Annotated in this window: 24 protein-coding genes and 1 pseudogene; 9 read left to right on the forward strand and 16 right to left on the reverse strand. The window is 72.7% G+C overall.

Features of this window, described 5'->3' with window-relative positions:
- Positions 1 to 26 precede the first annotated feature (26 nt).
- From adh to COO58_RS02115, 3 genes are all read left to right on the forward strand, one after another.
- The gene (gene adh / locus COO58_RS02105) at positions 27 to 1,532 is read left to right on the forward strand and encodes an aldehyde dehydrogenase (protein ID WP_098743628.1); all 1,506 of its coding nucleotides are present in this window, start codon (positions 27 to 29) and stop codon (positions 1,530 to 1,532) included.
- Positions 1,532 to 1,879, forward strand: a complete 348-nt coding sequence (locus COO58_RS02110; protein WP_091581713.1) for a DUF779 domain-containing protein — start codon at positions 1,532 to 1,534, stop codon at positions 1,877 to 1,879. Before adh ends, COO58_RS02110 begins: the two co-directional genes overlap by 1 nt.
- 100 nt (positions 1,880 to 1,979) lie before the next feature.
- Positions 1,980 to 2,429, forward strand: coding sequence for a hypothetical protein (locus tag COO58_RS02115; protein WP_098743629.1), 450 nt, complete (start codon positions 1,980 to 1,982; stop codon positions 2,427 to 2,429).
- Between the two features lie 94 nt (positions 2,430 to 2,523).
- On the opposite strand, the gene COO58_RS02120 is transcribed toward COO58_RS02115, so the two are convergent.
- The 8 genes from COO58_RS02120 to COO58_RS02155 all read right to left on the reverse strand — a co-directional run bounded on the left by COO58_RS02120 (position 2,524) and on the right by COO58_RS02155 (position 11,306).
- Positions 2,524 to 3,378 carry a DUF559 domain-containing protein gene (locus COO58_RS02120; protein WP_098746047.1) on the reverse strand — a complete coding sequence of 285 codons (855 nt, stop codon included), beginning with the start codon at positions 3,376 to 3,378 and terminating at the stop codon, positions 2,524 to 2,526.
- A gap of 218 nt (positions 3,379 to 3,596) precedes the next feature.
- Complete coding sequence (gene speB, locus COO58_RS02125) at positions 3,597 to 4,610, reverse strand: agmatinase (RefSeq protein ID WP_098743631.1); 1,014 nt, start codon at positions 4,608 to 4,610, stop codon at positions 3,597 to 3,599.
- Positions 4,607 to 5,809 (reverse strand): saccharopine dehydrogenase family protein, encoded by a 1,203-nt coding sequence (locus tag COO58_RS02130; protein WP_098743633.1) that lies wholly within the window; start codon positions 5,807 to 5,809, stop codon positions 4,607 to 4,609. Before COO58_RS02130 ends, speB begins: the two co-directional genes overlap by 4 nt.
- On the reverse strand, positions 5,809 to 7,230 hold the full coding sequence (locus tag COO58_RS02135; protein WP_098743634.1) for an FAD-binding oxidoreductase: 1,422 nt from the start codon (positions 7,228 to 7,230) through the stop codon (positions 5,809 to 5,811). The genes COO58_RS02130 and COO58_RS02135 overlap by 1 nt, the downstream gene beginning before the upstream one ends.
- Positions 7,227 to 8,057: an ABC transporter permease gene (locus COO58_RS02140; RefSeq protein ID WP_176558723.1), complete on the reverse strand. Its 831-nt coding sequence runs from the start codon at positions 8,055 to 8,057 to the stop codon at positions 7,227 to 7,229. The genes COO58_RS02135 and COO58_RS02140 overlap by 4 nt, the downstream gene beginning before the upstream one ends.
- Positions 8,057 to 8,965: an ABC transporter permease gene (locus COO58_RS02145; protein WP_091581738.1), complete on the reverse strand. Its 909-nt coding sequence runs from the start codon at positions 8,963 to 8,965 to the stop codon at positions 8,057 to 8,059. Before COO58_RS02145 ends, COO58_RS02140 begins: the two co-directional genes overlap by 1 nt.
- Positions 8,962 to 10,116: an ABC transporter ATP-binding protein gene (locus COO58_RS02150; RefSeq protein WP_091581742.1), complete on the reverse strand. Its 1,155-nt coding sequence runs from the start codon at positions 10,114 to 10,116 to the stop codon at positions 8,962 to 8,964. Before COO58_RS02150 ends, COO58_RS02145 begins: the two co-directional genes overlap by 4 nt.
- A 5-nt stretch (positions 10,117 to 10,121) precedes the next feature.
- On the reverse strand, positions 10,122 to 11,306 hold the full coding sequence (locus COO58_RS02155) for a spermidine/putrescine ABC transporter substrate-binding protein (protein ID WP_098743636.1): 1,185 nt from the start codon (positions 11,304 to 11,306) through the stop codon (positions 10,122 to 10,124).
- A 207-nt stretch (positions 11,307 to 11,513) separates the two neighbouring features.
- On the opposite strand from COO58_RS02155, the gene COO58_RS02160 reads away from it, so the two are divergent.
- The 3 genes and pseudogenes from COO58_RS02160 (at position 11,514) to COO58_RS02170 (ending at position 15,068) form a co-directional block, all read left to right on the forward strand.
- On the forward strand, positions 11,514 to 12,026 hold the full coding sequence (locus tag COO58_RS02160) for an Lrp/AsnC family transcriptional regulator (RefSeq protein WP_091581749.1): 513 nt from the start codon (positions 11,514 to 11,516) through the stop codon (positions 12,024 to 12,026).
- Positions 12,027 to 12,342: 316 nt separating this feature from the next.
- Positions 12,343 to 13,688: pseudogene (locus COO58_RS02165) on the forward strand (aspartate aminotransferase family protein).
- A gap of 3 nt (positions 13,689 to 13,691) precedes the next feature.
- Positions 13,692 to 15,068, forward strand: coding sequence for an FAD-binding oxidoreductase (locus COO58_RS02170; RefSeq protein WP_098743638.1), 1,377 nt, complete (start codon positions 13,692 to 13,694; stop codon positions 15,066 to 15,068).
- Positions 15,069 to 15,104: 36 nt separating this feature from the next.
- Here COO58_RS02170 and COO58_RS02175 read toward each other — a convergent pair whose 3' ends face one another.
- Positions 15,105 to 15,476 (reverse strand): DUF3499 domain-containing protein, encoded by a 372-nt coding sequence (locus COO58_RS02175; RefSeq protein WP_091581759.1) that lies wholly within the window; start codon positions 15,474 to 15,476, stop codon positions 15,105 to 15,107.
- A gap of 153 nt (positions 15,477 to 15,629) precedes the next feature.
- Here COO58_RS02175 and COO58_RS02180 point away from each other — a divergent pair, with 153 nt between their 5' ends.
- A complete protein-coding gene (locus COO58_RS02180; protein ID WP_018787548.1) occupies positions 15,630 to 16,079 on the forward strand; it encodes a metallopeptidase family protein in 450 nt (149 codons plus the stop codon).
- 59 nt (positions 16,080 to 16,138) lie between these two features.
- Here COO58_RS02180 and COO58_RS02185 read toward each other — a convergent pair whose 3' ends face one another.
- The 6 genes from COO58_RS02185 to COO58_RS02210 all read right to left on the reverse strand — a co-directional run bounded on the left by COO58_RS02185 (position 16,139) and on the right by COO58_RS02210 (position 22,754).
- Positions 16,139 to 16,399, reverse strand: coding sequence for a WhiB family transcriptional regulator (locus COO58_RS02185; protein WP_013284161.1), 261 nt, complete (start codon positions 16,397 to 16,399; stop codon positions 16,139 to 16,141).
- A gap of 459 nt (positions 16,400 to 16,858) precedes the next feature.
- Entirely contained in the window at positions 16,859 to 17,200 is a 342-nt protein-coding gene (locus tag COO58_RS02190; RefSeq protein WP_091581763.1) for a phospholipase, read from the reverse strand.
- A gap of 11 nt (positions 17,201 to 17,211) precedes the next feature.
- Positions 17,212 to 18,609: a DUF4331 domain-containing protein gene (locus COO58_RS02195; protein WP_091581766.1), complete on the reverse strand. Its 1,398-nt coding sequence runs from the start codon at positions 18,607 to 18,609 to the stop codon at positions 17,212 to 17,214.
- 72 nt (positions 18,610 to 18,681) lie between these two features.
- On the reverse strand, positions 18,682 to 18,975 hold the full coding sequence (locus COO58_RS02200; protein WP_091581768.1) for a hypothetical protein: 294 nt from the start codon (positions 18,973 to 18,975) through the stop codon (positions 18,682 to 18,684).
- A gap of 151 nt (positions 18,976 to 19,126) precedes the next feature.
- On the reverse strand, positions 19,127 to 21,646 hold the full coding sequence (locus COO58_RS02205; RefSeq protein ID WP_098743639.1) for a bifunctional FO biosynthesis protein CofGH: 2,520 nt from the start codon (positions 21,644 to 21,646) through the stop codon (positions 19,127 to 19,129).
- 145 nt (positions 21,647 to 21,791) lie between these two features.
- Positions 21,792 to 22,754, reverse strand: a complete 963-nt coding sequence (locus COO58_RS02210; RefSeq protein ID WP_091581775.1) for a hypothetical protein — start codon at positions 22,752 to 22,754, stop codon at positions 21,792 to 21,794.
- A gap of 99 nt (positions 22,755 to 22,853) precedes the next feature.
- Between COO58_RS02210 and cofD the strand changes: the two genes are divergently transcribed.
- A complete protein-coding gene (cofD, locus tag COO58_RS02215; RefSeq protein WP_098746049.1) occupies positions 22,854 to 23,855 on the forward strand; it encodes a 2-phospho-L-lactate transferase in 1,002 nt (333 codons plus the stop codon).
- Positions 23,852 to 24,937 (forward strand): coenzyme F420-0:L-glutamate ligase, encoded by a 1,086-nt coding sequence (locus COO58_RS02220; protein WP_091581782.1) that lies wholly within the window; start codon positions 23,852 to 23,854, stop codon positions 24,935 to 24,937. Before cofD ends, COO58_RS02220 begins: the two co-directional genes overlap by 4 nt.
- A gap of 27 nt (positions 24,938 to 24,964) precedes the next feature.
- Here COO58_RS02220 and COO58_RS02225 read toward each other — a convergent pair whose 3' ends face one another.
- A complete protein-coding gene (locus COO58_RS02225) occupies positions 24,965 to 25,963 on the reverse strand; it encodes a helix-turn-helix transcriptional regulator (protein WP_091581785.1) in 999 nt (332 codons plus the stop codon).
- Positions 25,964 to 26,014: the final 51 nt, after the last annotated feature.

Here is a 26,014-nt window from a genome sequence, read left to right on the forward strand (position 1 = left end):
ACCCCTGACGGACGGCGGAGGTACCCATGACGCGCTACGACGCCCCCACCCACTGGCAGTCCCGCTACGACCACTGGATCGGCGGCGAGTACGTGAAGCCGCACGGTGGGAAGTACTTCGAGAACCCGACCCCGGTGACCGGGCAGACCTTCTGCGAGGTGGCCCGGGGCACCGCCGAGGACGTGGAGAAGGCGCTCGACGCGGCGCACGGCGCGGCGGACGCGTGGGGCCGCACGTCGGTGGCCGAACGGTCGTTGATCCTCAACAAGATCGCCGACCGGATGCAGGACAACCTGGAGTCCCTCGCCATCGCCGAGACGTGGGAGAACGGCAAGCCGGTACGCGAGACGCTGGCCGCCGACATCCCGCTGGCGATCGACCACTTCCGCTACTTCGCCGGTGCGATCCGGGCCCAGGAGGGCTCGCTCGGCGAGATCGACGACGACACCGTGGCCTACCACTTCCACGAGCCGCTGGGCGTGGTCGGGCAGATCATCCCGTGGAACTTCCCGATCCTCATGGCGGTCTGGAAGCTCGCCCCGGCGCTGGCCGCCGGCAACGCGGTGGTGCTCAAACCGGCCGAGCAGACGCCCGCCTCGATCCACCACCTGCTGTCGCTGGTCGGCGACCTGCTGCCGCCGGGCGTGCTCAACGTGGTCAACGGCTTCGGCGTCGAGGCCGGCAAGCCGCTGGCGTCCTCACCCCGGGTGGCCAAGGTGGCGTTCACCGGCGAGACCACCACCGGGCGGCTGATCATGCAGTACGCCAGCGAGAACATCAAACCGGTCACGCTGGAGCTGGGCGGCAAGAGCCCGAACATCTTCTTCGACGACGTCAGCGCCGCCTCCGACGACTTCCGGGACAAGGCGCTCGAAGGCTTCACCATGTTCGCCCTCAACCAGGGCGAGGTGTGCACCTGCCCGTCCCGGGCGCTGATCCAGCAGGGCCACTACGCCGACTTCCTCGCCGCCGCCGTGGACCGGACCCGTCAGGTCCGGCAGGGGCACCCGCTGGACACCGACACGATGATCGGCGCGCAGGCGTCCAACGACCAGTTGGAGAAGATCCTGTCCTACCTGGACATCGGGCGGCAGGAGGGCGCGAAGGTGCTCACCGGCGGCGAGCGGGCCGACCTGGGTGGCGAACTGTCCGGCGGCTACTACGTGCAGCCGACCATCTTCGAGGGCGACAACTCGATGCGGATCTTCCAGGAGGAGATCTTCGGCCCGGTGGTGTCGGTGACCTCCTTCGCCGACCTGGACGACGCCGTGAAGATCGCCAACGACACGCTCTACGGGCTCGGGGCCGGCGTCTGGACCCGGGACATGACCACCGCGTACCGGGCCGGACGGGCGATCCAGGCCGGCCGGGTATGGACCAACTGCTACCACGCCTACCCGGCGCACGCCGCGTTCGGCGGCTACAAGCAGTCCGGCATCGGCCGGGAGAACCACAAGATGATGCTGGAGCACTACCAGCAGACCAAGAACCTGCTGGTCAGCTACTCGCCCCAGAAGCTGGGCTTCTTCTGATGGGTGACCCGGTGACCCTGACCCCCGCGGCGGCCGACCTGATCCGGTCGCTGCGGGGGCAGCACGGTCCGCTGATGTTCCACCAGTCCGGCGGCTGCTGCGACGGCAGCGCCCCGATGTGCTACCCGGCCGGCGAGTTCCGCACCGGCGGCTCGGACGTGCTGCTCGCCGCGCTCGCCGTCGACGGCGTGCCCGAGCCGGTGGAGTTCTGGATGTCGCGGGCCCAGTGGGACCTGTGGCAGCACACCCGGCTCACTGTCGACGTGGTGCCCGGCCGGGGCAGCGGATTCTCGCTGGAGGCGCCGGAGGGGGTCCGCTTCCTCATCCGCTCCCACCTGGCCGGCTGATCTGTCCGAGATCTTGCAGCTCGCGGGCATCGCGGCGGTGGGATGCTGACGCCGTCCACATCGGAGCAGCATCCCGCCACCGCCCGACAGGAGCCCGCCCATGCCCCCGGCCCGACACGCCCTGCTCGCCGCCGGCCTCACCACGGCCGCCACCGTCGCCACGCTCGGGCTCGCGCCGGGCGCCGCGGTCGCCGCGCCTACCTCCACTCCCACCATCTCGGTCGACTGGTTCGGCACCACCGAGCCACACGCCCACACCGCCACCGTCCGGGGTCGGTTCGCCTGCGGCGCCGAGCGCGGTCTGGCCTACATCGAGGTGCACCTCAGCCAGCGGGCGCGGCGCACGTCGGTCACCGGCTTCGGATTCGGCGTGATCGGCGCGTGCACCGACGACCGCACCGCCGGCACCTGGACCGCCACCATCCCCGCCGACCAGGGCAGATTCCGCCCCGGCCCCGCGACGACAATCGCACGCCTGGTCGTCGAGCCCAACTCCCTCACCGAAACCGCCGAACGCGTACGCCTGCGCCCCCGCTGCGCCCGCCCCTGACCCTTCCCGCGATCTTGCAGTTTGTGCCCGCGAGATGTCGGAATGGTGCTGTCTGTCGGGTAGGTAAGTGCAAGATCGCCGGAGTCGAGCCCTCTCAGGGTGAGAGGGTGAGGGCGGCGCGGAGGGTTGCGAGGATGTGGGACGGGCGTCGGTAGAGGTCGCGGTCGGTGAAGTAGCGCATTCGCCACCCGTTCGCGTCCAGCCAGTTGATCCGGTCCCGGTCGTACCGCATGCGGTCCCGGTCGAGGTGGGACAGACCGTCGTACTCGATCCCCACCCGTCGCTCGCGGTAACCCAGATCTGTTCGGTAACGCGGGATGCCGTACTGGTCGTGAATCCACATCTGGGGCTCCGGAGCGGGCAGCCCGCCGTCGATCACCAACAGCCTCAACTGGCTCTCCTGCCGGCACTCGGACCGACCATCGGCTCGCGGCACGAGATCACGCGCCTGCCGCACCCCACGAAGGGCCCGATGCAGGGGCAGCTCCGCCATGAGGTCGTCGACCGTCACGGCGCCGGCGCGGAGTGCGGCATCGAGCACCGGGAGGGCATCCATCCGACGAACGGCGCGGGCCAGGTCGACCGCGCACTGGACGGCGGGCACGCACGGCAGCCCTCCGGCGGTCACCGGCCGGACCGGCAGAACGGAGTGATGGACGACGAGACCGGGTAGCCGAGGCTTGGCGACGTCCGGCGGCAACTGCACGTGCACCGCGGACTCCCGGAGCACACCGAACCCATGACGACGCGCTGCGGTGTGCATGGCCAGCATCGCGCCCTCGGGAAGACGGAGCAGCAGCGCTCGCAGCTCATCCTCGTCGTCGCAGGGCGCCGGCGCGTAGACCCCGCGCCGGACCCGGATCAACTCCTCCCGCTGAACCTGTGTCCGTACTCGCTTCACGGTGAGCGTCCGCATCAGCTCCCGCGTACGCCACAACTGCGTCGCCATGCCCACACGATCCCGCCACCGCCCTCTCCACCCTTCCCCCCACAACCCCCCTCTGTGGACAACCCCTCCATGTGCACAACCCCCAACCCCCGCCCCCGCCGTGCTAGGCAGGTCCCTGCCCCACGCGATCTTGCAGTTGGTGCCCGCCTCGCGCCCGGAAGGACTGAATTGTCGGGGCAGGAAGTGCAAGATCGACGCGCGAAGCGGGCGGGCCAGGTTCAGCGGGCGTCGAGGAGGGGTTGGGTGGGGTTCCAGGAGGTTCCGCCGACGGCGTCGCGGCGGCGGCGGGCGATCGCGGAGAGCGCCTCCAGGACCACGCGGTTGCCCAGGTAGGCGGTGATGTCGGCGTGGTCGTACGGCGGGGCGACCTCGACCACGTCCAGGCCGACCACGGGCAGCTCGTAGCAGACCCGGCGGACCGCGTCGAGCAACTGCCGGGAGGTGAACCCGCCCGGCTCGGGCGTGCCGGTGCCGGGGGCCATGCCGGGGTCGACCACGTCCACGTCGACGGAGAGGAAGACGCCCTCGCACTCGTCGGTCGCGATGCCGAACGCCTCGGTGAGGCAGGTGTCCAGGCCCCGGGCCACGACCTCGGTCATCTCGTACGAGCGCATCCGCTGCTCGGCCATCCACGCCAGCGTCTCCGGACCCGGCCAGTAGCCGCGCAGGCCGATCTGGAGGAAGCGGTCGCCGCGTACCGCGCCGGACTCGATGAGCCGGCGCATCGGCTGGCCGTGGCCGTGCAGGGACCCGAACTCGACGTCGCCGGTGTCGGCGTGCGCGTCGAAGTGCACCAGCGACACCCGGCCCAGCCCGTGGTGCCGGGCCACCCCGGTGGCGTCCGGCAACGCGATCGAGTGGTCGCCGCCGAGCACCACCGGGATCGCCCCGGCGGCGGCGACCGCGTGCACGGCGGTCTCCAGCGCGGCCAGCGAACGTTCGATGTCGCCGCCGAACATCTCCACGTCACCGGCGTCGTAGACGCACAGGTCCTGCAGCGCGTCCACGCGCAGCGCCAGCGACGGCCGGGAGCCGTCGTGCGGCAGGTAGCAGGCCTGCCGGATCGCGGACGGGCCGAAGCGGGTGCCCGGCCGGTGCGAGGTGCCGCCGTCGAACGGCGCGCCGATGACGACCACGTCGGCGTCGGCGTAGGTGACCGGCTCCTCGACGGTGCACGGCGGCACGCCGAGGAACGTCACGTCGGGGCCGTACATCGGGCCGTAGCGGGTCATCGCTCCTCCATCCCCCACGGTGAACCGTAGTCGGTGAGCAGGTCGAGGAAGGGCCGTGGTGGCAACGCCTCGGGCCCGAGCACGCCCGCGCCGGACCAGGCGCCGGTGGCCAGCAGCTCCAGCGCGACGACCGGGTTCACCGCGGTCTGCCAGACCACCGCCTGGTGCCCGTACTCGGCCATCGACCACTCGTTGTCGACCACGTGGTAGAGGTAGACCCGCCGGGGCCGGCCGTCCGGCCCGGTGCCGGTGACGTACGTGCCGGCGCACGTCTTCCCGCTCATCCGGTCGCCGAGCGTGGCCGGGTCGGGCAGCGCGGCGGCCACCAGGTCGCGCGGTGACACGTCGACCCCGCGCACGCGCACCGGTTCGGTCGCGTCCAGCCCGAGCTTGTGCAGCGTCCGCAGCACCTCGATGAACTCGGCGCCGAGACCGTACTTGAAGGTGACCCGCTTAGCCGGCACCCAGCGCGGGATGAGCAGCACCTCCTCGTGTTCCACGTTGACGCACTCGACCGGGCCGATGCCGGCCGGGAAGTCGAAGACCTCCGGTTCGCTGAACGGCTCGGTGGTGAACCAGCCGCGCCCGGCCTCCCAGATCACCGGCGGGTTGAGGCACTCCTCGATGGTGGTCCAGATGGAGAACGAGGGAGCGAACTCGTAGCCGGCGACGGTGAGGTTCGCGCCGTCGCGTACCCCGATCTCGTCGATCTCGGTGAACAGCTCGTCGGCGGCGTAGCGGGCGAAGACGTCGGACAGGCCCGGTTCGACGCCGACGCCGCACAGCGCCAGCCGGCCGGCGGCGGCCCACCGGTCCGCGACGGCGAACTGCTCGTCGCCGAGCTTGACCCCGGTTTCCGCGTAGGGGCGCTCGGGGTGCGGCCGGGACAGCGACATCGCCATGTCGAGGTAGTCGGCCCCGGCCGCGAACGCGCCGTCGAAGATCGGCATGACGAAGCGCGGGTCGACCGCGTTGAACACGTGGGTGATCCGGTGTTCCCGGCAGAGCGCGGCGACCGCGTCGGCGGACGACGCGTCGACGGTGGCGGCGACGAACCGGTCGCCGTGGCCGGCGACCGCCCGGGCGGCGCGCGCCGGGTCGTGGTCGGCGACCACCATGGTCTCGAAGAAGGAACGGCGGGCGGCGATGGATACGGCGGCGGAGCCGACGCCACCGGCGCCGACGAGAAGGATACGCATCAGGAGTCGAACCCCAGTCCAAAGCGGTCGAGAGTACGGAGCCAGAGGTTGCGCCGCCCGTCCCGCGCGTCGGCGCGGGCGAGCGACCAGCGGGTGAGGTTGATGCCGGCGGCCCGGATCGGCTCCGGCGGGAACGGCAGCGGTTTGCGGCGCACCAGGTCGAGCCGGGTCAGCGGGGTGTCCGCGCCGGCGAGCAGGTCGAGGGTGACGCGCGCGCCGAAGCGGGTGGCGCCGACGCCCAGCCCGGTGTAACCGGCGGCGTACGCCAGCCGCCCCTCGTGGGCGGTGCCGAAGAACGCGCAGAACCGGGTGCAGGTGTCGATCACGCCGCCCCAGCGGTGGCTGAAGCGCAGCCCGTCGAGTTGGGGGAAGGTCGCGAAGAAGTGCGACGCGAGCGTGGTGAAGGTGGCCTCGCGCCGCTCCAGCGCGGGGGCCACCCGGTTGCCGTAGTGGTAGACCGCGTCGTAGCCGCCGAACAGGATCCGGCCGTCGGCGGTGAGCCGGTAGTAGTGGAACTGGTTGCCGGTGTCCGCCAACCCCTGCCGGTGGCGCCAGCCGATCGCGTCCCGCTGGGCCGGGCTCAACGGCTCGGTCATCAGCGCGTAGTCGTAGACCGGCACGGTCCAGGCGCGCAGCCGGCGCAGCAGCGGCGGGAACGCGTTGGTGGCCAGGACCACCCGCCGGGCCCGTACCGTGCCGGGCGCGGCGTCCGCGCCGCCGGCCGTGGTGGCGCGCAGCGCGGCCCCGTCGGTGGCCAGGCCGGTGACCCGGGTGTGCTCGTGGATCCGGACACCCAGGCCGAGCGCGGCGCGGCGCAGCCCCCAGGCGAGCTTCGCCGGGTCGAGCAGCGCCGTCCGGTCCCGGTCCCACATCCCACCGAGGTACGTCGGCGAGGCCACCTCGGCACGGACCTCGTCGCGGTCGAGCAGCCGCACGTCGTGGCCGTACCGGCGGCCCAGCTCGGCGTCGGCGGCGAGCCCGTCGAGCTGGTACGGCTCGACCGCCACCGCCAGTTCGCCGGTCCGTTCGAGGTCGCAGTCGATGTCGTACCTCGCCACGGTGGCGGCGATGGCGTCCAGGTTCTCCCGGCCGAGCCGTTCCAGCTCGCCGATCTCGCCGGGGAACCGCTCGATGCCGTTGGCCAGCCCGTGGGTCAGCGACGCGGCGCAGAAGCCGCCGTTGCGCCCGGACGCCGCCCAGCCGCAGGTGCCGGCGTCGACGAGCAGCACGTCGCGGTCCGGATCGGCCTCCTTGGCCAGCAGCGCGGTCCACAGCCCGGCGTACCCGCCGCCGACCACGAGCAGGTCGGCGGCGTGCGCGCCGGTCAGCGGCGGCAGCGGGTCGGGGCGTTCCGGGCGGTCCAGCCAGTACGGGACGGGCGCGGCGTCGGCCAGCGCCCGGCCGGTATGCGGGAGCGTCATGGCTTCCCCGCCGGGGTGGCGATCACCGCGAGGGCGGCCCGTCGGGACCGTCGGCCGCGCAGCGAGCTGGCCCCGACCAGCAGCAGCGCTATCCCGAACATGGCCGTGCCGATGACGTTGACCTGCGGCGGGATGCCCCGCTGGGCGGCGCCCCAGACGTACATCGGGAACGTGACGGTGGTGCCGGCGTTGAAGTTGGTGATGATGAAGTCGTCGAAGCTGAGCGAGAAGGCGAGCAGCGCGGCGGCCACGATGCCGGGTAGCACGAGCGGGAGCGTGATCCGGCGGAACGTCTGCCACTCGCTGGCGTAGAGGTCCATGGCGGCCTCCTCCAACCGCCGGTCCATGCCGGCGAGCCGGGCCTTCACGGTGACCACCACGAACGACACGCAGAACATCACGTGCGCGATGACGATGGTCCAGAAGCCCTGCGGCACCCCGGCGGCGACGAAGAGGGCGAGCAGCGAGGTGCCCATCACCAGTTCCGGGGTGGCCATCGGCAGGAAGATCAGCCCGTTGATGCCGGACCGCCCGCGGAAGCCGTGCCGCACCAGGGCGAACGCCATCAGCGTGCCGAGCACGGTGGAGACGACGGTGGCGATCAGGCCGATCTCCATGCTGCGCACCACCGCGTCGCACATGTCGGCGGTGGCGCAGGGGCGGGCCCAGTTGTCCAGCGTGAACTCGTTGAAGTCGTAGGAGAGCCGGCTGGACGGCCGGTTGAAGGAAAGTCCGGCCACCACCGCGATCGGCAGGGTGAGGTAGCCGAGGACGAGCAGGGCCACGCCCATCACCCACCGGTCGGCGAGCCAGCGCCTGAGTCTCATCAGAGCACCTCCTCCGTGCCGGCCTTGCGCAGGTAGACGAAGACGATGGCCAGGATCGCGGCCATCAGCAGGAAGGACAGCGCCGCGCCCTGCGGGTAGTCCAGCCGGACCAGGAACGCCGAGTCGATGACGTTGCCGATCATGTACTCGTTCGGCGTGCCGAGCAGCTCCGCGTTGATGTAGTCGCCGGTGGCCGGGATGAAGAAGAGCAGCGTGCCCGCGATCAGGCCGGGCATCGACAGCGGCAGGGTGACCCTGCCGAACGCGCGCAGCGGGCTCGCGTACAGGTCGCTGGCCGCCTCCAGCAGCCGGGGATCGAGCCGCTCCAGGCTCGCGTACAGCGGCAGCACCAGGAACGGCAGGAAGTTGTACGTCAGGCCGAGCACCACGGCGATCGGCGTGGCGAGCAGCCGGCCGTCCGGGCCGAGCAGGTGCACGTCGCGCAGCAGCCCGACCAGCGCGCCGTTGTCCGACAGGATGGTCTTCCAGGCCAGCGTGCGCACCAGGAAGCTGGTGAACATCGGCGCGACCACGGCGACCAGCAGCAGGTTCTTCCACCGGCCGGCCTTCTGCGCGATCGCGTACGCCAGCGGGTAGCCCATCAGCAGCGCCAGCACCAGCGCGATCGCGGAGTAGAGGAACGAGCGCAGGAACTGCGGCCAGTACGCCTGCAACGCGTCCGGATAGTTGCCGACCGCCCAGGTCATCGCGTAGCCGGTGGAGAGCGAGCCGGCCGGGTCGTAGAGGCTGGCGGCGGCGAGCTGGAGCAGCGGCAGCGCGAAGAAGACCAGCAGCCAGGCCGCGCCGGGCAGCAGCAACAGGTACGGCAGCAGCCGGGCGCGCCCGCGCCGCACCGGCGGTGGCGCCGGTTTCCCGCCGGCGGTCGGTACGTGGGCCAGCGCGGTCATGAGAGCGCACCGACCGGTGGCTCGTCGAGCAGCGGCGCGGTCTGGTCGTCCTCGCCGCCCGCCCGGGGCAGCAGGAACGCGTGCCGGGGGTCCCAGTGCGCGGTCACCGGCGTGCCGACGGCCAGCCGCCCGCCCAGCCCGCTGTTGGCGGCAAACGCGGACAGCTCGCTGCCCCACGCGGTGCGCACCAGGTACTGGGTGCTCACCCCGACGTAGGAGGCGTCGGTGACCACGCCGCCGACGTGCTGGTGCCCGGCGGGCACGTCGTCGGGGCCGCCGGCCAGGTGCAGCTTCTCCGGCCGTACGCCGAGGAAGGTCGGCCCGTCGACGACCCGGGCCCGGTCGGCGGGCACGGAGAAGCGCGCGCCGTGCGCGGTGACCAGCACGTCGTCCCCGGCGTGGCCGCCGGCCTCACCGGCGAGCAGGTTGGACTGGCCGAGGAAGTTGGCCACGAACGCGGTGGCCGGGTACTCGTAGATGTCGGCCGGGGCGCCGAGCTGCTCGATCCGGCCGGCGTTCATCACCGCGACCGTGTCGGCCATGGTCATGGCCTCCTCCTGGTCGTGGGTGACGTGCACGAACGTGATGCCGACCTCGGTCTGGATCCGCTTCAGCTCGATCTGCATCTGCCGGCGCAGCTTCAGGTCGAGCGCGCCGAGCGGCTCGTCGAGCAGCAGCACCTGCGGGTGGTTGATGAGCGCCCGGGCCAGCGCGACGCGCTGCTGCTGGCCGCCGGAGAGCTGGGCCGGCCGGCGCCGGCCGTACCCCTGGAGCTGGACCAGCGCGAGCATCCGCTCGACCTGGTCGCCCACCGTGCGGATGCCCCGGCGGCGCAGCCCGAACGCGACGTTCTCGTGGATGTCCAGGTGCGGGAAGAGCGCGTAGCTCTGGAAGACCGTGTTGACCGGCCGCCGGTACGGCCGCAGCCCGGTGATGTCCCGGTCGCCGAGCAGCACCTGCCCGCTGGTCGGCGCCTCCAGCCCGGCGATCATCCGCAGCGTGGTGGTCTTGCCGCAGCCGGACGCGCCGAGCAGGGCGAAGAACGAGCCCTGCGGGACGGTCAGGCTGAGGTCGTCGACGGCGGTGAAGACACCGAACCGCTTGGTCAGGTCGGCCAGTCGCAGATCGCCGGCCGGGGTTTCCTGCGCCATCTGCCTCACGCCCCGATGACCTGCTGGAACTTGGTCTCGTACTCCTTCTCACGCTGCTCGTCGAGGGCCATGAAGACCTTCGACTTCGCCAGCATCGCGTCGTCCGGGAAGATGAGCGGATTCTTGGCCAGGTCCGGGTCGATCTTCTCCATCTCGGTCTGCGCGCCCTGCACCGGGCAGATGTAGTTGACGTAGGCGGCCAGCTTCGCCGCCACCGCCGGGTCGTAGTAGTGGTTCATCAGCGCCTCGGCGTTGGCCTTGTGGCTGGCCTTGTTGGGCACCAGCATGTTGTCCGACCAGAGCATCACGCCGGACTCGGGCACCACGAACTTGATCTTCTCGTCCTCGAAGCCGAGCTGGATCACGTCGCCGGACCAGCCGATGCAGGCGGCGATGTCGCCCTTGGCCAGGTCGGGGGCGTAGTCGTTGCCGGTGAAGCGCCGGATCTGTTTGCTGTCCACGGCCTTCTTCAGCTTGGTCAGCGCGTCGTCGAACTGGGCCGGGGTGAAGTTGGCCGGGTCGTGGCCGCCGGCCTGGAGCAGCAGGCCCATGGTGTCGCGCATCTCCGACAGCGCGGTCACCTTGCCCTTGAGGTCGGGGCGGGTGAGCAGCTCGTCGACGGTGCGGATCTCCTTGGTGACCTTGGCGTTGTAGGCCAGGCCGGCCAGCCCGGACTGCCACGGGATCGCCAGCTGGGTGTCCTTGTCGAACGACCGGCCGCGCAGTGACGGCAGCAGGTTCGCCTCGACGTTGGGGATCTTGGCCTTGTCCAGCTTCTGGATCCAGCCGAGCCGGATCATCCGGGCGGCCATCCAGTCGGTGAGCACCATGATGTCCCGGCCGGTGCTCTGGCAGCCGGCCAACTGGTTCTGCACCTTGCCGAAGAACTCGTTGTTGTCGTTGACGTCCTCGGTGTAGGTCACCTGGATGCCGGAGGCGGCCACGAACGCGTCCAGGGTGGGCCGCTTCGACTCGTCCTTCTCGTCGGTGTCCATGTACTGCGGCCAGTTCGAGAAGGCGAGCTTCTTCTCGGTGGCGGAAACGTCGTCGCTCTGGCAACCGGCTTCGGTCTGCTGGGCGCCCTTGGTGCCGCAGCCCGCGAGGGTGCCCGCGGTGGCGAGCAGGGCGGCCGAGCCGAGGGTCCCGGTGAGCAGACCACGCCGGGTGAGCGTCCGGAGGGGACTACGCATGTGACGACTCCTTGGGGGGCATCGTCGGCGGCGGGACGGGGGTTGGCTCGCCGGCGGAGGGGTCAGTGGCGATGGAGGCCTGATCCTGACATGAGAACCCCTCCCTTACAAGGGATTCCGTTGCCGGAATAGCCATGCACCACGAAATACGCCAGACTGCGCCGGAGCACTACGCTCAGCACGGAGATTCGGACATGGGGAGCGGCGATGGCCAACCGGCACCTGGAGAACGGCAACGGCAACCGTCGCGTGACGGTGCGTGACGGCGCCAGCCACGCTCTGCTCGACGACGTGGCGAAGCAGATCATCGAACAGCTCCAGGAGGACGGGCGACGCCCGTACGCGAGCATCGGCAAGGCGGTCGGCCTCTCCGAGGCGGCGGTACGCCAGCGGGTGCAGCGGCTGCTCGACGCCGGCGTCATGCAGATCGTCGCGGTGACCGATCCGCTCCAGCTCGGCTTCCCGCGCCAGGCCATGATCGGGCTGCGCACCGACGGCGACCTGGAGACGGTCGCCGACCGGCTGGCCGAGTTCGAGGAGATCGACTACGTGGTGATCACCGCCGGCTCGTTCGACCTGCTGGCCGAGGTGGTCTGCCGCAACGACGCGCACCTGCTGGAGATCCTGCAGAAGCTGCGCGGGGTGGCCGGGGTGGTCTCCACCGAGGCGTTCGTCTACCTGAAGCTGCGCAAGCAGACCTACAGCTGGGGCACCGCCTGACCCGGTGAAGCCAGGCCGCGTGGTCCCTGCTGTCGCGCGGCAGCGCCCCGGGAAGACGCCGCAGCTGTCTGGTCCGCACCGACCGAAGTCCCCCGCCTTTCGAGCTGATATCACCAACGACTCAGCTCGAAAGGCGCCCGACCCGCTACCGGGCCCGCCCGGGGCAGCCGCGAAATCCGTCGCCTACGTGCGCCCAGGTCGCTGAATCCGTTGCGCCCGTCCGTCGACAGTTGCGTTATCAGCAATGACTGTGGGATAACCGTGGGCAGAGCGGCCGGTGTCACCCCTGACCGGCCCGAGACCCGATGGGGCTGACATGGCCAACGCCACCGACCACCTCTGGATGCACTTCACCCGGATGGCCAGCTACTCCGCCGGCGAGGTCCCGACCATCGTGCGCGGCGAGGGCGCCTACGTCTGGGACGCGCAGGGCCGCCGCTACCTGGACGGGCTCGCCGGGCTCTTCGTCGTCAACGCCGGCCACGGCCGGACCGAACTGGCCGAGGCCGCCGCCAAGCAGGCCGGCGAGCTGGCCTACTTCCCGCTCTGGTCGTACGCCCACCCGACCGCGGTCGAGCTGGCCGAGAAGATCGCCACGCTGACCCCGGGTGACCTGAACCGGGTCTTCTTCACCACCGGCGGCTCGGAGGCCGTCGAGGCGGCCTGGAAGCTGGCCCGGGCCTACTTCAAGCGCACCGGCAGGCCGAACAAGCACAAGGTGGTCAGCCGTTACATCGCCTATCACGGCACCTCGATGGGCGCGCTGTCGATCACCGGCCTGCCCGGCATCAAAAGCGACTTCGAGCCGCTGGTGCCCGGCGGCATCAAGGTGCCGAACACCAACTTCTACCGGGCGCCGGAGCACGGCGACGACGCCGAGGCGTTCGGCCGCTGGGCCGCCGAGGAGATCGGCCGGGCGATCGAGCGGGAGGGGCCGGACACGGTCGCCGCGGTCTTCCTGGAGCCGGTGCAGAACTCCGGCGGCTGCTTCCCGCCGCCGCCCGGCTACTTCGAGCGGGTGCGCGAGATCTGCGACGCGTACGACGTGCTGCTGGTCAGCGACGAGGTGATCTGCTCCTGGGGCCGGCTCGGCGAGTACTTCGGCGCCACCCGGTACGGCTACCAGCCGGACATCATCACCACGGCCAAGGGCATCACCTCCGGCTACGCCCCGCTCGGCGCGATGATCGCCAGCGACCGGCTGATGGAGCCGTTCCTCACCGAGACCGGCATGTTCGCCCACGGCGTGACGTTCGGCGGCCACCCGGTCTCCTGCGCGGTGGCCCTGGCCAACCTGGAGGTGTTCGCCCGGGAGGACCTGGTCGGGCACGTCCGGGCCAACGAGGACGCGTTCCGGTCCACCCTGGAGAAGCTGCACGACCTGCCGATCGTGGGTGACGTGCGGGGGACGGCTACTTCTACGGCATCGAACTGGTCAAGGACAAGACGACCCGGGAGACGTTCGACGAGGCCGAGTCCGAGCGGCTGCTGCGCGGTTTCCTCTCCACCGCGCTGTTCGACGCCGGGCTCTACTGCCGGGCCGACGACCGGGGCGACCCGGTGGTGCAGCTCGCCCCGCCGCTGATCGCCGAGCAGCAGCAGTTCGACGAGATCGAGCAGATCCTGCGCGCGGTGCTGACCGAGGCGTGGTCGCGGCTGTAGACCGTGGGCTACCAGGACCTGTCGTACTGGCTGTCCAGCCTGGACGAGCCGCTGACGCCGCGAGCCGGGTTGCCCGGCGACACGGACGCCGACGTGGCGATCGTGGGCGCCGGGTACACCGGGCTGTGGACGGCCTTCTACCTGGCCGAGGCCGACCCGACGCTGCGGATCGTGGTGCTGGAGCGGGAGATCGCCGGGTACGGCGCCTCCGGCCGCAACGGCGGCTGGTGCTCGGCGCTCTTCCCCACCTCACTGCCGGCGCTGGCCCGCCGGCACGGGCGGGACCGGGCGCTCGCCATGCAGCGGGCCATGCACGACACGGTCCGCGAGGTGGGCCGGGTGGTGGCCGCCGAGGGCGTCGACTGCGACTGGCGGGCCGGCGGCACGGTGGTGCTGGCCCGCACCGGGCCGCAACTCGACCGGGCCCGGGCCGCGGTGGCCGAGGCCCACGCGTACGGGCTGACCGACGACGACCTGGTGCTGCTCGACGCCGCCGAGGCCGCCGCCCGTTGCGCCGCCGACGGGGTACGCGGCGGCACGTACACCCCGCACTGCGCGGCCGTGCACCCGGCGAAGCTGGTCCGGGGGCTGGCCCGGGCGGTGGAGCGCCGCGGCGTACGCCTGCACGAGCGCACCCCGGTGACCGCGCTGCGGCCCGGGACGGCGGTGACCCCGGCGGGCGTGGTGCGGGCGCCGGTGGTGGTCCGCGCGACCGAGGGCTTCACCCCGGCGCTGCCCGGGCACCGGCGGTCGGTCGCGCCGGTCTACTCGCTGATGGTGGCCACCCCGCCGCTGCCGGAGGAGACGTGGGCCCGGATCGGCCTGGCCGAGCGGGAGACGTTCTCCGACCACCGGCACGTCATCGTCTACGGCCAGCGCACCGCCGACGGGCGGCTCGCCTTCGGCGGCCGGGGCGCCCCCTACCACTACGGCTCCCGGGTGCGGCCCGACTTCGACCGGGAGCCCCGGGTGTTCGCGGCGTTGCGCCGGGCGCTCGGTGACCTGTTCCCGGTGCTCGGGCCGGACGTGCCGGTGACGCACGCCTGGGGCGGTCCGCTCGGGGTGGCCCGGGACTGGGCCGCCTCGGTGGGGCTGGACCGCCGCACCGGGCTGGCCTGGGCCGGGGGCTACGTCGGCGACGGCGTCGGCACCAGCAACCTGGCCGGCCGTACGCTGGCCGACCTGATCACCGGCCGGGAGAGCGACCTGACCGCGCTGCCCTGGGTCGGGCACCGCTCCCCGCGCTGGGAGCCCGAGCCGCTGCGCTGGCTCGCGATGAACGCCGGCCTGAGAGTCATGTCGTCCGCCGACGAGACCGAACTCCGCACCCACCGCCCCGCCCGCCGGGCCGCCCTCTTCGCCCGCTTCCTCGGCCACTGACCCCGCCCTCTCGGCAGCCGGCGCCCAGGGGGCGGGTCAGTGGTTGGGCGGGATGACCCGGAGGTGGCCCCGGCGGCCCTGCTGGTGCGGGGGCTGGGGGGACGGCTGGTCGTCGGACGGAGGGCGGGGCGGGGCCGGGCGGGCGGCCTCACGGACCGCCTCGGCCAGCGCCACCAGGTCGTCCGTGGTGGGTGGCGGCGGCTCGAACTCACCCTCGTGCCGGACCACGTCCCAGCCGCGCGGGGCGGTCAGGTTGCGGGCGTGCGGCTCACAGAGGTCGTACGTGTGCGGTTCGGCGAACGCCGCGAGCGGGCCCACCACCGCCGTCGACTCGTTGTAGACATAGGTCAATGTGGCGACCGCTTGCCGGGGGCAGCCGTTACGGGAGCAGCGCCGTGGTGACCTCACGGCGGCAGGGTATCCCCATTACCGGGTCCGGCGCACCGCTTCGCGTTACGACACGCCCGTCATGGTGATCACAATTCGTCCCGTCGGCGCACCGGCACGCCGGTCGACCGCGCCACGGCGGTCCGGCCCGGTGGCCGGGCTACCCTGTGCCTCATGACCAGCCCGCAGAACCGCCGCCCCGGCTCCGGCCGGCGTACCCACCGCGACCGGCACGGTCGGGGGCTGCGCGGGCGTCTGGTGCCGGCCACCGTGCCGCTGGCCCGGACCAAGGCCGAGGTCTTCGACGACCTGGTGCTCGACACGGTGGAGACGCTCGAACGCCGGTTCGCCAAGGAGCTGGCCGGGGTGGAGTTCGCGGTCGAGGACGTCCCGCCGGATCTGAACGTCTACGACTCGGACGTGCTCGAGGACGGCGAGGTGCCGCTCGCCCGGCTGCTGCCGGGCCGGCCCGGCCGCCAGGAGGTGCCGCCCCGGATCGTGCTCTACCGGCGGCCGCTGGAGTTCCGCGCGATGGACCGGGAGGACCTCGCCGACCTCGTGCACGACGTGATCATCGAGCAGGTGGCGAACCTGCTCGGCGTCGACCCCGACGAACTGGCCTGACCGGCCGGACGCCGACCGCGCGGACCGGGCGGCCCCCACCGCCCCGGTCCGTACGCTCCTCAGGCGGCGACCCGCCGCTTGAGCTTGCGCCGCTCCCGTTCGGAGAGGCCGCCCCAGATCCCGAACCGCTCGTCGTGGCCGAGCGCGTACTCCAGACATTCCGTCTTCACTTCACACCGCGAGCAGATGCGCTTCGCCTCGCGGGTCGAGCCGCCCTTCTCGGGAAAGAACGCCTCCGGGTCGGTCTGCGAGCAGAGCGCCCGCTCCTGCCACTCCGGCGCGTTCCCGAGCAGGTCGGCCACCTCGAGCTGGCCGTCCATCGATTGCCTCCTTGTCGCGCACCGGCGTCATTCGCCGCTGCAACCCCCCACGCGAAAGGCGTGCCTGTCCGTACGGACCTGTTTTGTTGCGTTCCGTGCGAACAACCCCATTCAAATTACACGCGTGTAATGCGTGCGCCGTCAAGCCAAACTTGATAATGGAGTCGCCCTCCCGACACGACCGGGACGACCGCTGCGGCCGCCCGTAGCCTCGCAACCTGCCCTATCGATTCAGACCCCGGACGAGTAACGCCCTCCCCGGCGAGTTGCCCCAAGTTTTCTGCCGTGGCGCACCCTCGGGTGGGCCGGCCGGACGCCCCCGCCGGCCGTCGTTCCAAGATCAGAATTGGTGGGCCAAAGGGTAACGCGCCCGTCGCGGTACCGCCCGTCGAGTCGGTCAACGCCGACCGCGCCCCGTCCATCATGTGGACGGGGCGCGGGGGCCGGCGCGGCGGTCGGTCAGTCCGACCGGGGCGGTGAACTGCTCGGCCAGGCGAATTCGGTGATCGCTCCACCGGTGACGGAGATCGCGCCGGCGGGTGTGACATCGTCCCACCAGACGGTATAGGGACCGGCCTCCAGGTCCGGGTAGACGGCACTGTGGAAGACGCCGTCACGCACGTGCCGCTCCCGGACGGCGGAGTGGGTACGGGGTCCGTCCCGGTCCGCGCGGCTGATCTCGATCTCCCGCCCGTGCAGCTCCCGGCCGGTGTGGATGATCAGCGCGCCGGAGTCGCCGCCGAGGTCGAGCACGACCGTGCCGCTGAACGACGGTCCCATGTCGTGGTGCTGGTGTCCCATTCCCGCTCCCCTCAGGACTTCTTCGCCGGCGGGTTGTTGAACCCGTCGTACGGCGTGCCGAGGAACGGGAAGTCGCCGAGGAACGGCGCGGTCACGTCGCCCGCGTCCAGCCCCGGGGTGACCGCCGCCGCGGCGGCGTCCGGCTTGAACGTCCTGTCCACCAGCGGGACGGTGAGCCCGGCGATCGCCCGCAGCGCGATGGTCACCACGTCGTCGCCCACCCGGCGGCCGTTCGGGAAGCCGGCCAGGTCGCCGCCGAGCACGCCGAACCGGTCCGGCCTGCGGCTGGGCCGGATCGCCGTGTTCAGGCGCAGCATGTCGGCCTGCACGTCGCCGGTGGTGTTGGCGAAGCCGTCGATCAGCCCGGCCGGTACGCCGGTGAGCAGGATCGCCACCAGGTCGGCCCGCGGCTTCTTGGCCTTGTTCAGCGCGTCCAGGTTGGGGAAGACGCCCGGGTAGAGCGTCGGCAGCAGGGCGGCCAGCTCGGGGCGCTCGACGAAGCCGGCGAACCGCTTGTCCTCCGACGGCGGCAGCGTGTTCCACAGGTCCTTCTTGGACATCGGCACGATGACCTCGTTGAACAACGGGTTGCCGAGTCGTGACACCTGGGTGAAGGGGCCGGCGGCAGTGTCCGCGGCCACCCGCTCGCCCAGGACCCGGACCTGCTGGCGCGACGCGCTGGTCCAGACGCCGATGGTGGAGGCGCGGTCGGCGTAGCCGTACCGGCTGGCCCGGCGGCGCACCTTGCTCAGCGGCACCTGCACCGCGATGCTGTGCACGTTCAGCCGGTCCAGCGCGTTGACCGGCTCGCCCTCGGTCTTGAACAGCTTCTTCCCGGCCACGTGCAGCTGCTGGAACGGCCGCAGCGTGCCCAGGTCGAACACCGCGCCCAGGTCCACGAAGAACCCGTCGGCCCGCTGGCCGGCGAAGACCTTCTCCCCGGTGGACAGCTTGAACGTCGCCTGCTTCACCAGGTTCTGGTAGTTGGGCGTGGACAGCGGGCCCACGTTGCACGGCGGGCAGGGCAGCTTGTGCGCCAGCACGTGCTCACGCCCGTCCGCGATCCGGGTCAGCCGGTAGAACTGGCGCCGGTTCCAGTTCTTGCTCTCCAGCGACTCGATCGGCCCGGTGTTGTAGAGAAAACTGTTCTGGTTCGTGATCTCGGTGGTGAATTCGAAACGATAGGTGACGTCCGGATAACCGTCGCCGTCGTTGTCGACGTGAATCTCGTACCGGACGTCGTCGCCGAACTCGAAGAAGTTGGGGCCGCCGGAGGGAAGCTGCACCGGCACGTAGTTGGCGATCAACGTGACCGTGTCCGGCTGGCTGGGACTGACGAACGCGTAGAGATCGGAGCTGTCGGCGACCGGATCCTTGGCGATCTCCGGGGCCTCACGGTGAGAGGACATGGCGGACCACACCTTCGTCGGGTGAACGGAAGTCGGGACCGGCGGCGGGAGCCCGCGCCGGGAGGGGCGGGATCAGCGGCGGCCGGCGGCGCGCACCAGGCGGTCGGCCAGACCCCGGTCGCGCACCTGGACCCGGGTCGTACCGACGAAGACGTCCATCGCGCCGGTGGCGGCGTCGCGGAGATGGACCACGATCGGCTCGTCGCGCCGGCTCGCGGTCGGGGCGTTCTGCGCGGCGGACAGGCCCGGCACGGTGAGCGCGGCCGCGCCCAGGGTGGCGCTCGCGGCGGCGGTCAACGTCTGCCGCCGGGTCAGCCGCGGCCAGGGCCGCCGCTTGGGGGCGTCGGTGGTCTCGTCAGTGCTCATCGGCAACCTTTCCGGGCCGGCGCCGCGGCGCCGCGGGGGCCGGGCACCCGGACGCCGCCGGGTCCCCGGGCTGGGGGTCACCGGCGGCGGTCCTCGCCGCAACCGCCGCCGGCATCGACAGGTACGGCCGGCGGCGGGGAAAGGTTCGACGTCAGGCGCCGGTGTGACCGTACGCGGTCGTCCGCTTGCGGAACGGTCGCCCGGCGGTCGAGGCGATCGCCCGCAACTGCTCCTCGGTACGCGCCGAACCGTTGCCCGACCCGGCCATCCGGGAGATGGTCTCCTCCATCAGCGTGCCGCCGAGGTCGTTGCAGCCGCCCCGCAGCATCTCCACCGTGCCCGCGTCGCCGAGCTTCACCCAGGAGCACTGGATGTTGTCGATCCGGCCGTGCAGCAGCAGCCGGGCCATCGCGTGCACCGCCCGGTTCTCCCGCCAGGTCGGCCCCGGGCGGGCGATGCCGGCCAGGTAGATCGGCGCGTTGGTGTGCACGAACGGCAGCGCCACGAACTCGGTGAACCCGCCGGTGCGGTCCTGGACCCCGGCCAGCACCCGGAAGTGGGCCAGCCACTGGCCCGGGTGGTCGACGTGGCCGTACATCATCGTGGAGCTGGACCGGATGCCCAGCTCGTGGGCCGTGCTCACCACGTCGACCCAGGCGGCGGCCGGCAGCTTGCCCTTGGTGAGCACCCAGCGCACGTCGTCGTCGAGGATCTCGGCGGCGGTGCCCGGGATGGTGTCCAGCCCGGCCTCGCGCAGCATGCCGAGCCACTCCCGCACCGGCACGCCGGCCTTCGCCGCCGCGGTGACGATCTCCATCGGGGAGAACGCGTGCACGTGCATGCCCGGCACCCGCGCCTTGATCGCCCGGACGATGTCGGCGTAGCCGGTGACCGGCATCTTCGGGTCGATCCCGCCCTGGAGGCACACCTCGGTGGCGCCGGCCGCCCACGCCTCCTCCGCCCGGTCGGCCACCTGCTCCAGCGACAGCCGGAACGCGTCGGCGTCGCTCTCCCGCTGGGCGAAGGCGCAGAACCGGCAGCCCACGTAGCAGACGTTGGTGAAGTTGATGTTCCGGTTGACCACGTAGGTCACGTCGTCGCCGACCGCGTCCCGGCGCACGTCGTCGGCGATCCGGCACAACGCGTCCAGCGCCGCGCCGTCCGCGCCGAACAACGCCAGCGCCTTCGCCTCGTGCGCCGGGGCCAGCAGCGCGGCCGGGTCGTCAGCGGCCAGCCGCAGGCCCGCGCGCAGATCGGCGTCCGCACCGCCGGATCCGGGTACGCCGACCGGACGCGTGACCTTGTTCGCCACCTCGGACCAGTCGCCGTAGACGCTGTCGAAGTCGCCCCGCCGGTCCTCGGTGCGGCCGGTGACGTCGATCGTGACGTGCAGGTCGGTCCGGCCGCCGAAGACCTCCTCCGGCTCCTGCCAGGGCCGTCCCACCGGGCGCGCCGCCTCGACCGCGAGCCCGGTGGCCGGGTCGGCGAGCGCGGTGACGTGCGGCAGCAGGCGCGGGTCCAGCCACGGCGCGCCGGCCCGCACGTACTCCGGGTAGACGGTCAGCCGCTCGCGCAGCGTGAAACCCGCGCCCGCCGTGCGCCGGGCCAGCTCGTCCAGCTGCGGCCAGGGACGCTCCGGGTTGACGTGGTCGGGGGTGACCGGCGAGACGCCGCCCCAGTCGTCGATGCCGGCGCGCAGCAGCAGGTCGTACTCACCGGCGATGAGGTTCGGCGGGGCCTGGATCCGGGCCCGCGGGCCGAGCAGCACCCGGGCCACCGCCACGGTGGCCGCCAGGTCGTGCAGCTCGGCGTCCGGCATGCCGCGCATCGCGGTGTCCGGCTTGGCGCGGAAGTTCTGCACGATCACCTCCTGGAGGTGGCCGTACTCCCGCATCGCGCGGCGGATGGCGAACAACGCGTCCACCCGCTCGGCCCGGTTCTCGCCGATGCCGATCAGGATGCCGGTGGTGAACGGCACGCCGACCCGGCCGGCGTCGTCGAGCACCCGCAACCGCACCGCGGGCTCCTTGTCGGGCGAGCCGAAGTGCGGGCCGCCCGGCTCCGACCAGAGCCGGGTCGCGGTGGTCTCCAGCATCATGCCCATGCTGGGCGCGACCGGCTTGAGCCGCTGCAACTCCGACCAGGAGAGCACGCCCGGGTTGAGGTGCGGCAGCAGGCCGGTCTCCTCCAGCACCGCCACCGCGCAGGCGCGCAGATAGTCGAGGGTCGAGTCGTAGCCCCGCTCGTCCAGCCACCGCCGGGCCGCCGGCCAGCGCTCCTCCGGGCGGTCGCCGAGCGTGAACAGCGCCTCCTTGCAGCCCTGCGCGGCGCCCTCGCGGGCGATCGCCAGCACCTCGTCGCGTTCCAGGTAGGCGGCGGGCAGTCGGTGCGGCACGGTGGCGAACGTGCAGTAGTGGCAGCGATCCCGGCAGAGCCGGGTCAGCGGGACGAAGACCTTCTTGGAGAAGGTCACCACCCCCGGTCGGCCGGCCTCGCGCAGGCCGGCGTCGCGGATGTCCCCGGCGACGCGGAGCAGTTCGTCCAGCGCCGGGCCGCGCGCGGTCAGCAGCGCCGCCGCCTCGTCCGCGTCCAACGCCCGGCCGGTGGCGGCGCGACCGAGCGCCCGCCGGACGCTCGCCTCGGTCGGGACGGGCTCACTGCGATCAACCATCGGCCCAGCCTATGCGGTGCCGCTCGCGGTTCACTCGAGTGTAAGGAGGGGCCCCCGCTCAACGCCTCCGGTAAAGGCGGGGGCCCCTCTTGACACCGGCCCGCCGCGCGGGCGGCGGCGTGTTCCGCCGCCGCCCGCGCGGCGTTCAGCGCGGCTGGTTCGGGTCCTCGCGGTCGAAACGCTGGGTGCGCTCGTCCCCGGCCGGGGACGCGGGCTGGCCCGGCTCGGCGGGCTGACGCGGGATCGCCTGCGTCGGGTCCGCCGACGGCGGCTGGCCGAACGGCGGGGCCGGCTGCGGGGCGCCGTACTGCGGCCCACCGAACGGCGGGCTCGACTGCGGGGCGGCCGGCGGCTGACCGAACGGCGGGCTCGACTGCGGGGCGTGCGGCGGGGCGGTGTTGAACGGCGGCGCCGACTGCGGCGGGCCGTACGGGCCGGCCTGCGGCCAACCGGGCTGCGGCGGGCCGCCCGCCTGCGGGTAGCCGGCCGGGGGCTGACCCGGCTGCGGCGGCACACCGGCCGGCGGGTAGCCGCCCGGCGCCGGGTAGCCGCCCGGCTGGCCGGGCTGCTGCGGCCAGCCCGGCTGGGCCTGGCCGTAGACACCGGGCTGCGGCTTGGGCTTCGGCACGTAATAGAGCCGGCGCCAGACCGTGAACACCACGTACGCGGCGACCGCGAAGACGGCGAGCCAGGCCACCCGGGTGAGCAGCCCGAGGAACGCGTCCAGCACCTCGCCGTCGGCGAGCCGGCCGACCAGCCAGATCAGGAACGTCAACGCGCCGAAGAAGGCGGCGACGCCGTACTCGACCAACGCCACCAGGGTGATCAGTTTCGCCTTCGGCAGCACCGGGCGGACGTGCGTGGCGAGCAGCACCGCCAGCACCGGCAGGACGGTCGACTCCAGCCCGACGAAGGCGAAGAACGTGCTTCCGGCCCGACCGCTGAACGTGCTGTAGTCGTCGACCGGCACCAGCAGGCGCAGCAGGCCGACGAAGAGCAGCACGGCGTTCGCGCCGAGCAGGACGAGCGCGGCCAGTTCGCGCAGTGGCTTGGTCAGCTGGCTGGCCTGCGCGGCGTCACCGGACGCGGGCTCGGCGGGGCTGGTCACGGACTCCCCCAGGGGACGAAAGCGGACAGTTGCCGACGTGAGCGTAGTCTCTCCCGCCACCCGGCGACCCACGGCGGCACGTGCGGAAGGATGGACGGCATGCGCATCGTGGTTCTGACCGGCGGCATCGGGGGCGCCCGTTTCCTGCTCGGCGTGCGGGCGTACGCCCGGGAGGTGGGCGCCGAGGTGACCGCCGTGGTCAACGTCGGCGACGATCTGCTGCTGCACGGGTTGAAGGTCTGCCCCGACCTGGACAGCGTGCTCTACACGCTCGGCGGCGGCGCCGACCGGGAGCGCGGCTGGGGCCGGGCGGGCGAGACCTGGACGATCAAGACGGAGCTGGCCGCGTACGGCGCGGAGCCCAGCTGGTTCGGCCTCGGCGACAAGGACGTCGCCACCCACCTGGTGCGCACCACCATGCTCAACGCCGGCTACCCGCTGTCGCAGGTCACCGAGGCGCTGGCGACCCGCTGGCAGCCCGGCGTACGCCTGCTGCCGGCGACCGACGACCGCCTGGAGACCCACGTGGTCGTGAGCGGGAGGAGTGAGCTTGCGAGCCCCGCACTCGCGAACAGTGCCGGCACTGCCGACGACGAGCAGGGCCGGCGGGCGGTCCACTTCCAGGAGTGGTGGGTGCGCTACCGGGCGGACGTACCCACGCACCGGTTCGTGTTCGTCGGCGCGGAGACGGCGAAGCCCGCCCCCGGCGTGGTGGAGGCGCTCGCCGCCGCGGACGTGGTGTTGATCGCGCCGAGCAACCCGGTGGTCAGCATCGCGCCGGTGCTGGCCGTGCCCGGCCTGCGGGAGGCGGTGGCCGACGGGCCGGCCCCGGTGGTCGGGGTCTCCCCGGTCATCGGAGGCGCGCCGGTGCGCGGCATGGCCGACCGCTGCCTGGCCGTGCTCGGCGTCGAGTGCAGCGCGGCCGGGGTGGGCGGTCTCTACGGCGCCCGCTCCGACGGGGGTCTGTTGGACGGGTGGCTGGTCGCCCCGGAGGACGAGGGCACCACGGTGCCGGGCGTGACGGTCCGCTCGGCGCCGCTGCGGATGACCGACGAGGCGGCGACCGCCGCGATGGTGCGCGCCGCGCTGGAGTTGATGTGAGGCTGGAGATCCTGCCGGTGCCGGGCATCGGCCACGTGACCGAGGGCGACGACCTGGCCGCCCTGATCGCCGGCGCGGCGCCCTGGCTGCGCGACGGCGACGTGCTGGTGGTCACCAGCAAGATCGTGTCGAAGGCGGAGGGCCGGCTGGTCGACGTGCCGGCCGACGGCCCGGAACGGCTCGCCGCGCGCGACCGGGTGCTGGCCGGGGAGACCGCCCGGGTGGTCGCCACCCGGGGCGCGACCCGGATCGTGCAGACCCACCACGGGTTCGTGATGGCCTCCGCCGGCATCGACGCCTCCAACGTGGACAAGACCCGACTGGTGCTCCTGCCGGTGGACCCGGACGCCTCCGCCCGGGCGCTGCGGGCCGCGCTGCGCGACCGGCACGGTCTCGACGTGGCCGTCGTCGTCAGCGACACCATGGGCCGCCCGTGGCGCAACGGGCTCACCGACGTGGCGCTCGGGGTGGCCGGCATGCCGGCGATCCGAGACCACCGGGGCGAGGTCGACCCGTACGGCAACGAGCTCCAGCTCACCCAGATGGCCGTGGTCGACGAACTGGCGGCCGCCGGCGAGCTGATCAAGGGCAAGTGCGACCAGGTCCCGGTCGCCGTCGTCCGTGGCTACCTCACCGCGACCGACGACGACGACGAGGGCGCCCGGGCCCTGGTGCGGGACGCCTCGATGGACCTGTTCTCGCTCGGCACGGCCGAGGCGCGCGCGGACGGGCTGCGGGCGGCGGCCACGCTTCCCGACACGACCGGTGCCACCCCCGCCGACCCGGACGCGGTGGCGCGGGCGGTCGCCGCGGTGGCCGAGGTGGTCGCCCCCGGCACCGTCTTCACCCACGTCACCGACGACGAGGTACGCGCCGGGCTCGCCGCCACCGTGCGCGGCTGGCCCGCCTCGGCCACCGGCCTGGTGCTCGGCGCGGCGCCGACCCCGGTCGACCGGGCCGACCTGGTCCGGTTCGGCGCCGACCTGCAACGCCTGCGCACCGCGCTGGCCGCCGAGGGGATCGGGTCCGCCCTGCTGCCCCCGCCGGCCGGCAGCACGGCGAGCGCCACGTTGGCGCTCTGACCGGCGCCCCCGCGGGCCACGGCCCGGTCAGGACTCCAGGACGGCTCGGCCCAGCGGGGTCAACGTGTGCAGGACGGTGTTGCGGTCGCGGTGGCTGACCAGCAGCCCGGCGTTGCGCAGCACGGTGGTGTGCTGGCTGGCCGCGGCGGCGGAGATGTGCAGTCGGCGGGCCATCTCGCCGGTGGTGCAGCCCTCGTCGGCGGCCTGGAGCACCGAGGCGCGGGTGCGGCCGAGCAGGGCGGCCAGCGCCTCGCTCTGGCCGGCGCCACCGTCCCGCGCGGCGCCACCGCCGGGCATGAGGCCGCCGAGCCGGTCGACCGGGTAGACCAGCACCGGCGGCAGGGTCGGGTCGACCAGCGCCACGGGAGTGCGGGAGCAGAAGAACGACGGCACGAGCAGCAGGCCCCGGCCGTCCAGGTGCAGCTCCCGGGTGTCCGGGTAGTCGAGCACCTCGAGCACCCCGCCGCCCCAGCGCATGCTGGGTCGCAGGCTGGCCAGCAGCCCCTCGGCGCCGCCGTCGAGCATGGCCCGGGCGCGCCGGGCCCGGTCCGCCTCGACCGCGGCCTGCACCCGGGTCCAGTACGGGGTGACCGCCAGCGACTGATAGCGCGCCATCGCCTCGGTGAGGTGGTGCAGCATCTCCGGCTCGCCCCGGGCGAGCGCCGTCGCCGAGGGGGGTAGCGGGTTCTCGCCGGCGAGCAGGGTCAGGTCGCGGCGGAGCATGTCGGCCGGCGTGCCCCGGACGGCTTCCAGCCCGGCCTCGAAGCCGTCCCGGCTGGCGGACGGTGTGAGGAAGTCGGGAAAGTAGCCACGCGGCGGGTTGAGCGCGAGAAGCAGGCGGTAGCGCTCGGCGCCGGTGTCGGACCGCAGCCCGTGCGCCACGGTGCGTCGCCAGGTCGTCATCAGTGGGTCACGACCGCGACCCTGGAGCAGGTGCACACTGAGGACCAGCTCCCAGAGCGGGTCCGCGGCCGGGGCGACCCGGGTCCGCAGAATGTCCTCACTCGAGAAAATGATCTTCAACATGGAGCGCTCTCCTGGGCGGACGGCGGGGGCGCACGCCACCCCTGGCACTTT

Source organism: Micromonospora sp. WMMA1996 (assembly GCF_002573675.1).
Classification (GTDB): domain Bacteria; phylum Actinomycetota; class Actinomycetes; order Mycobacteriales; family Micromonosporaceae; genus Micromonospora; species Micromonospora sediminicola.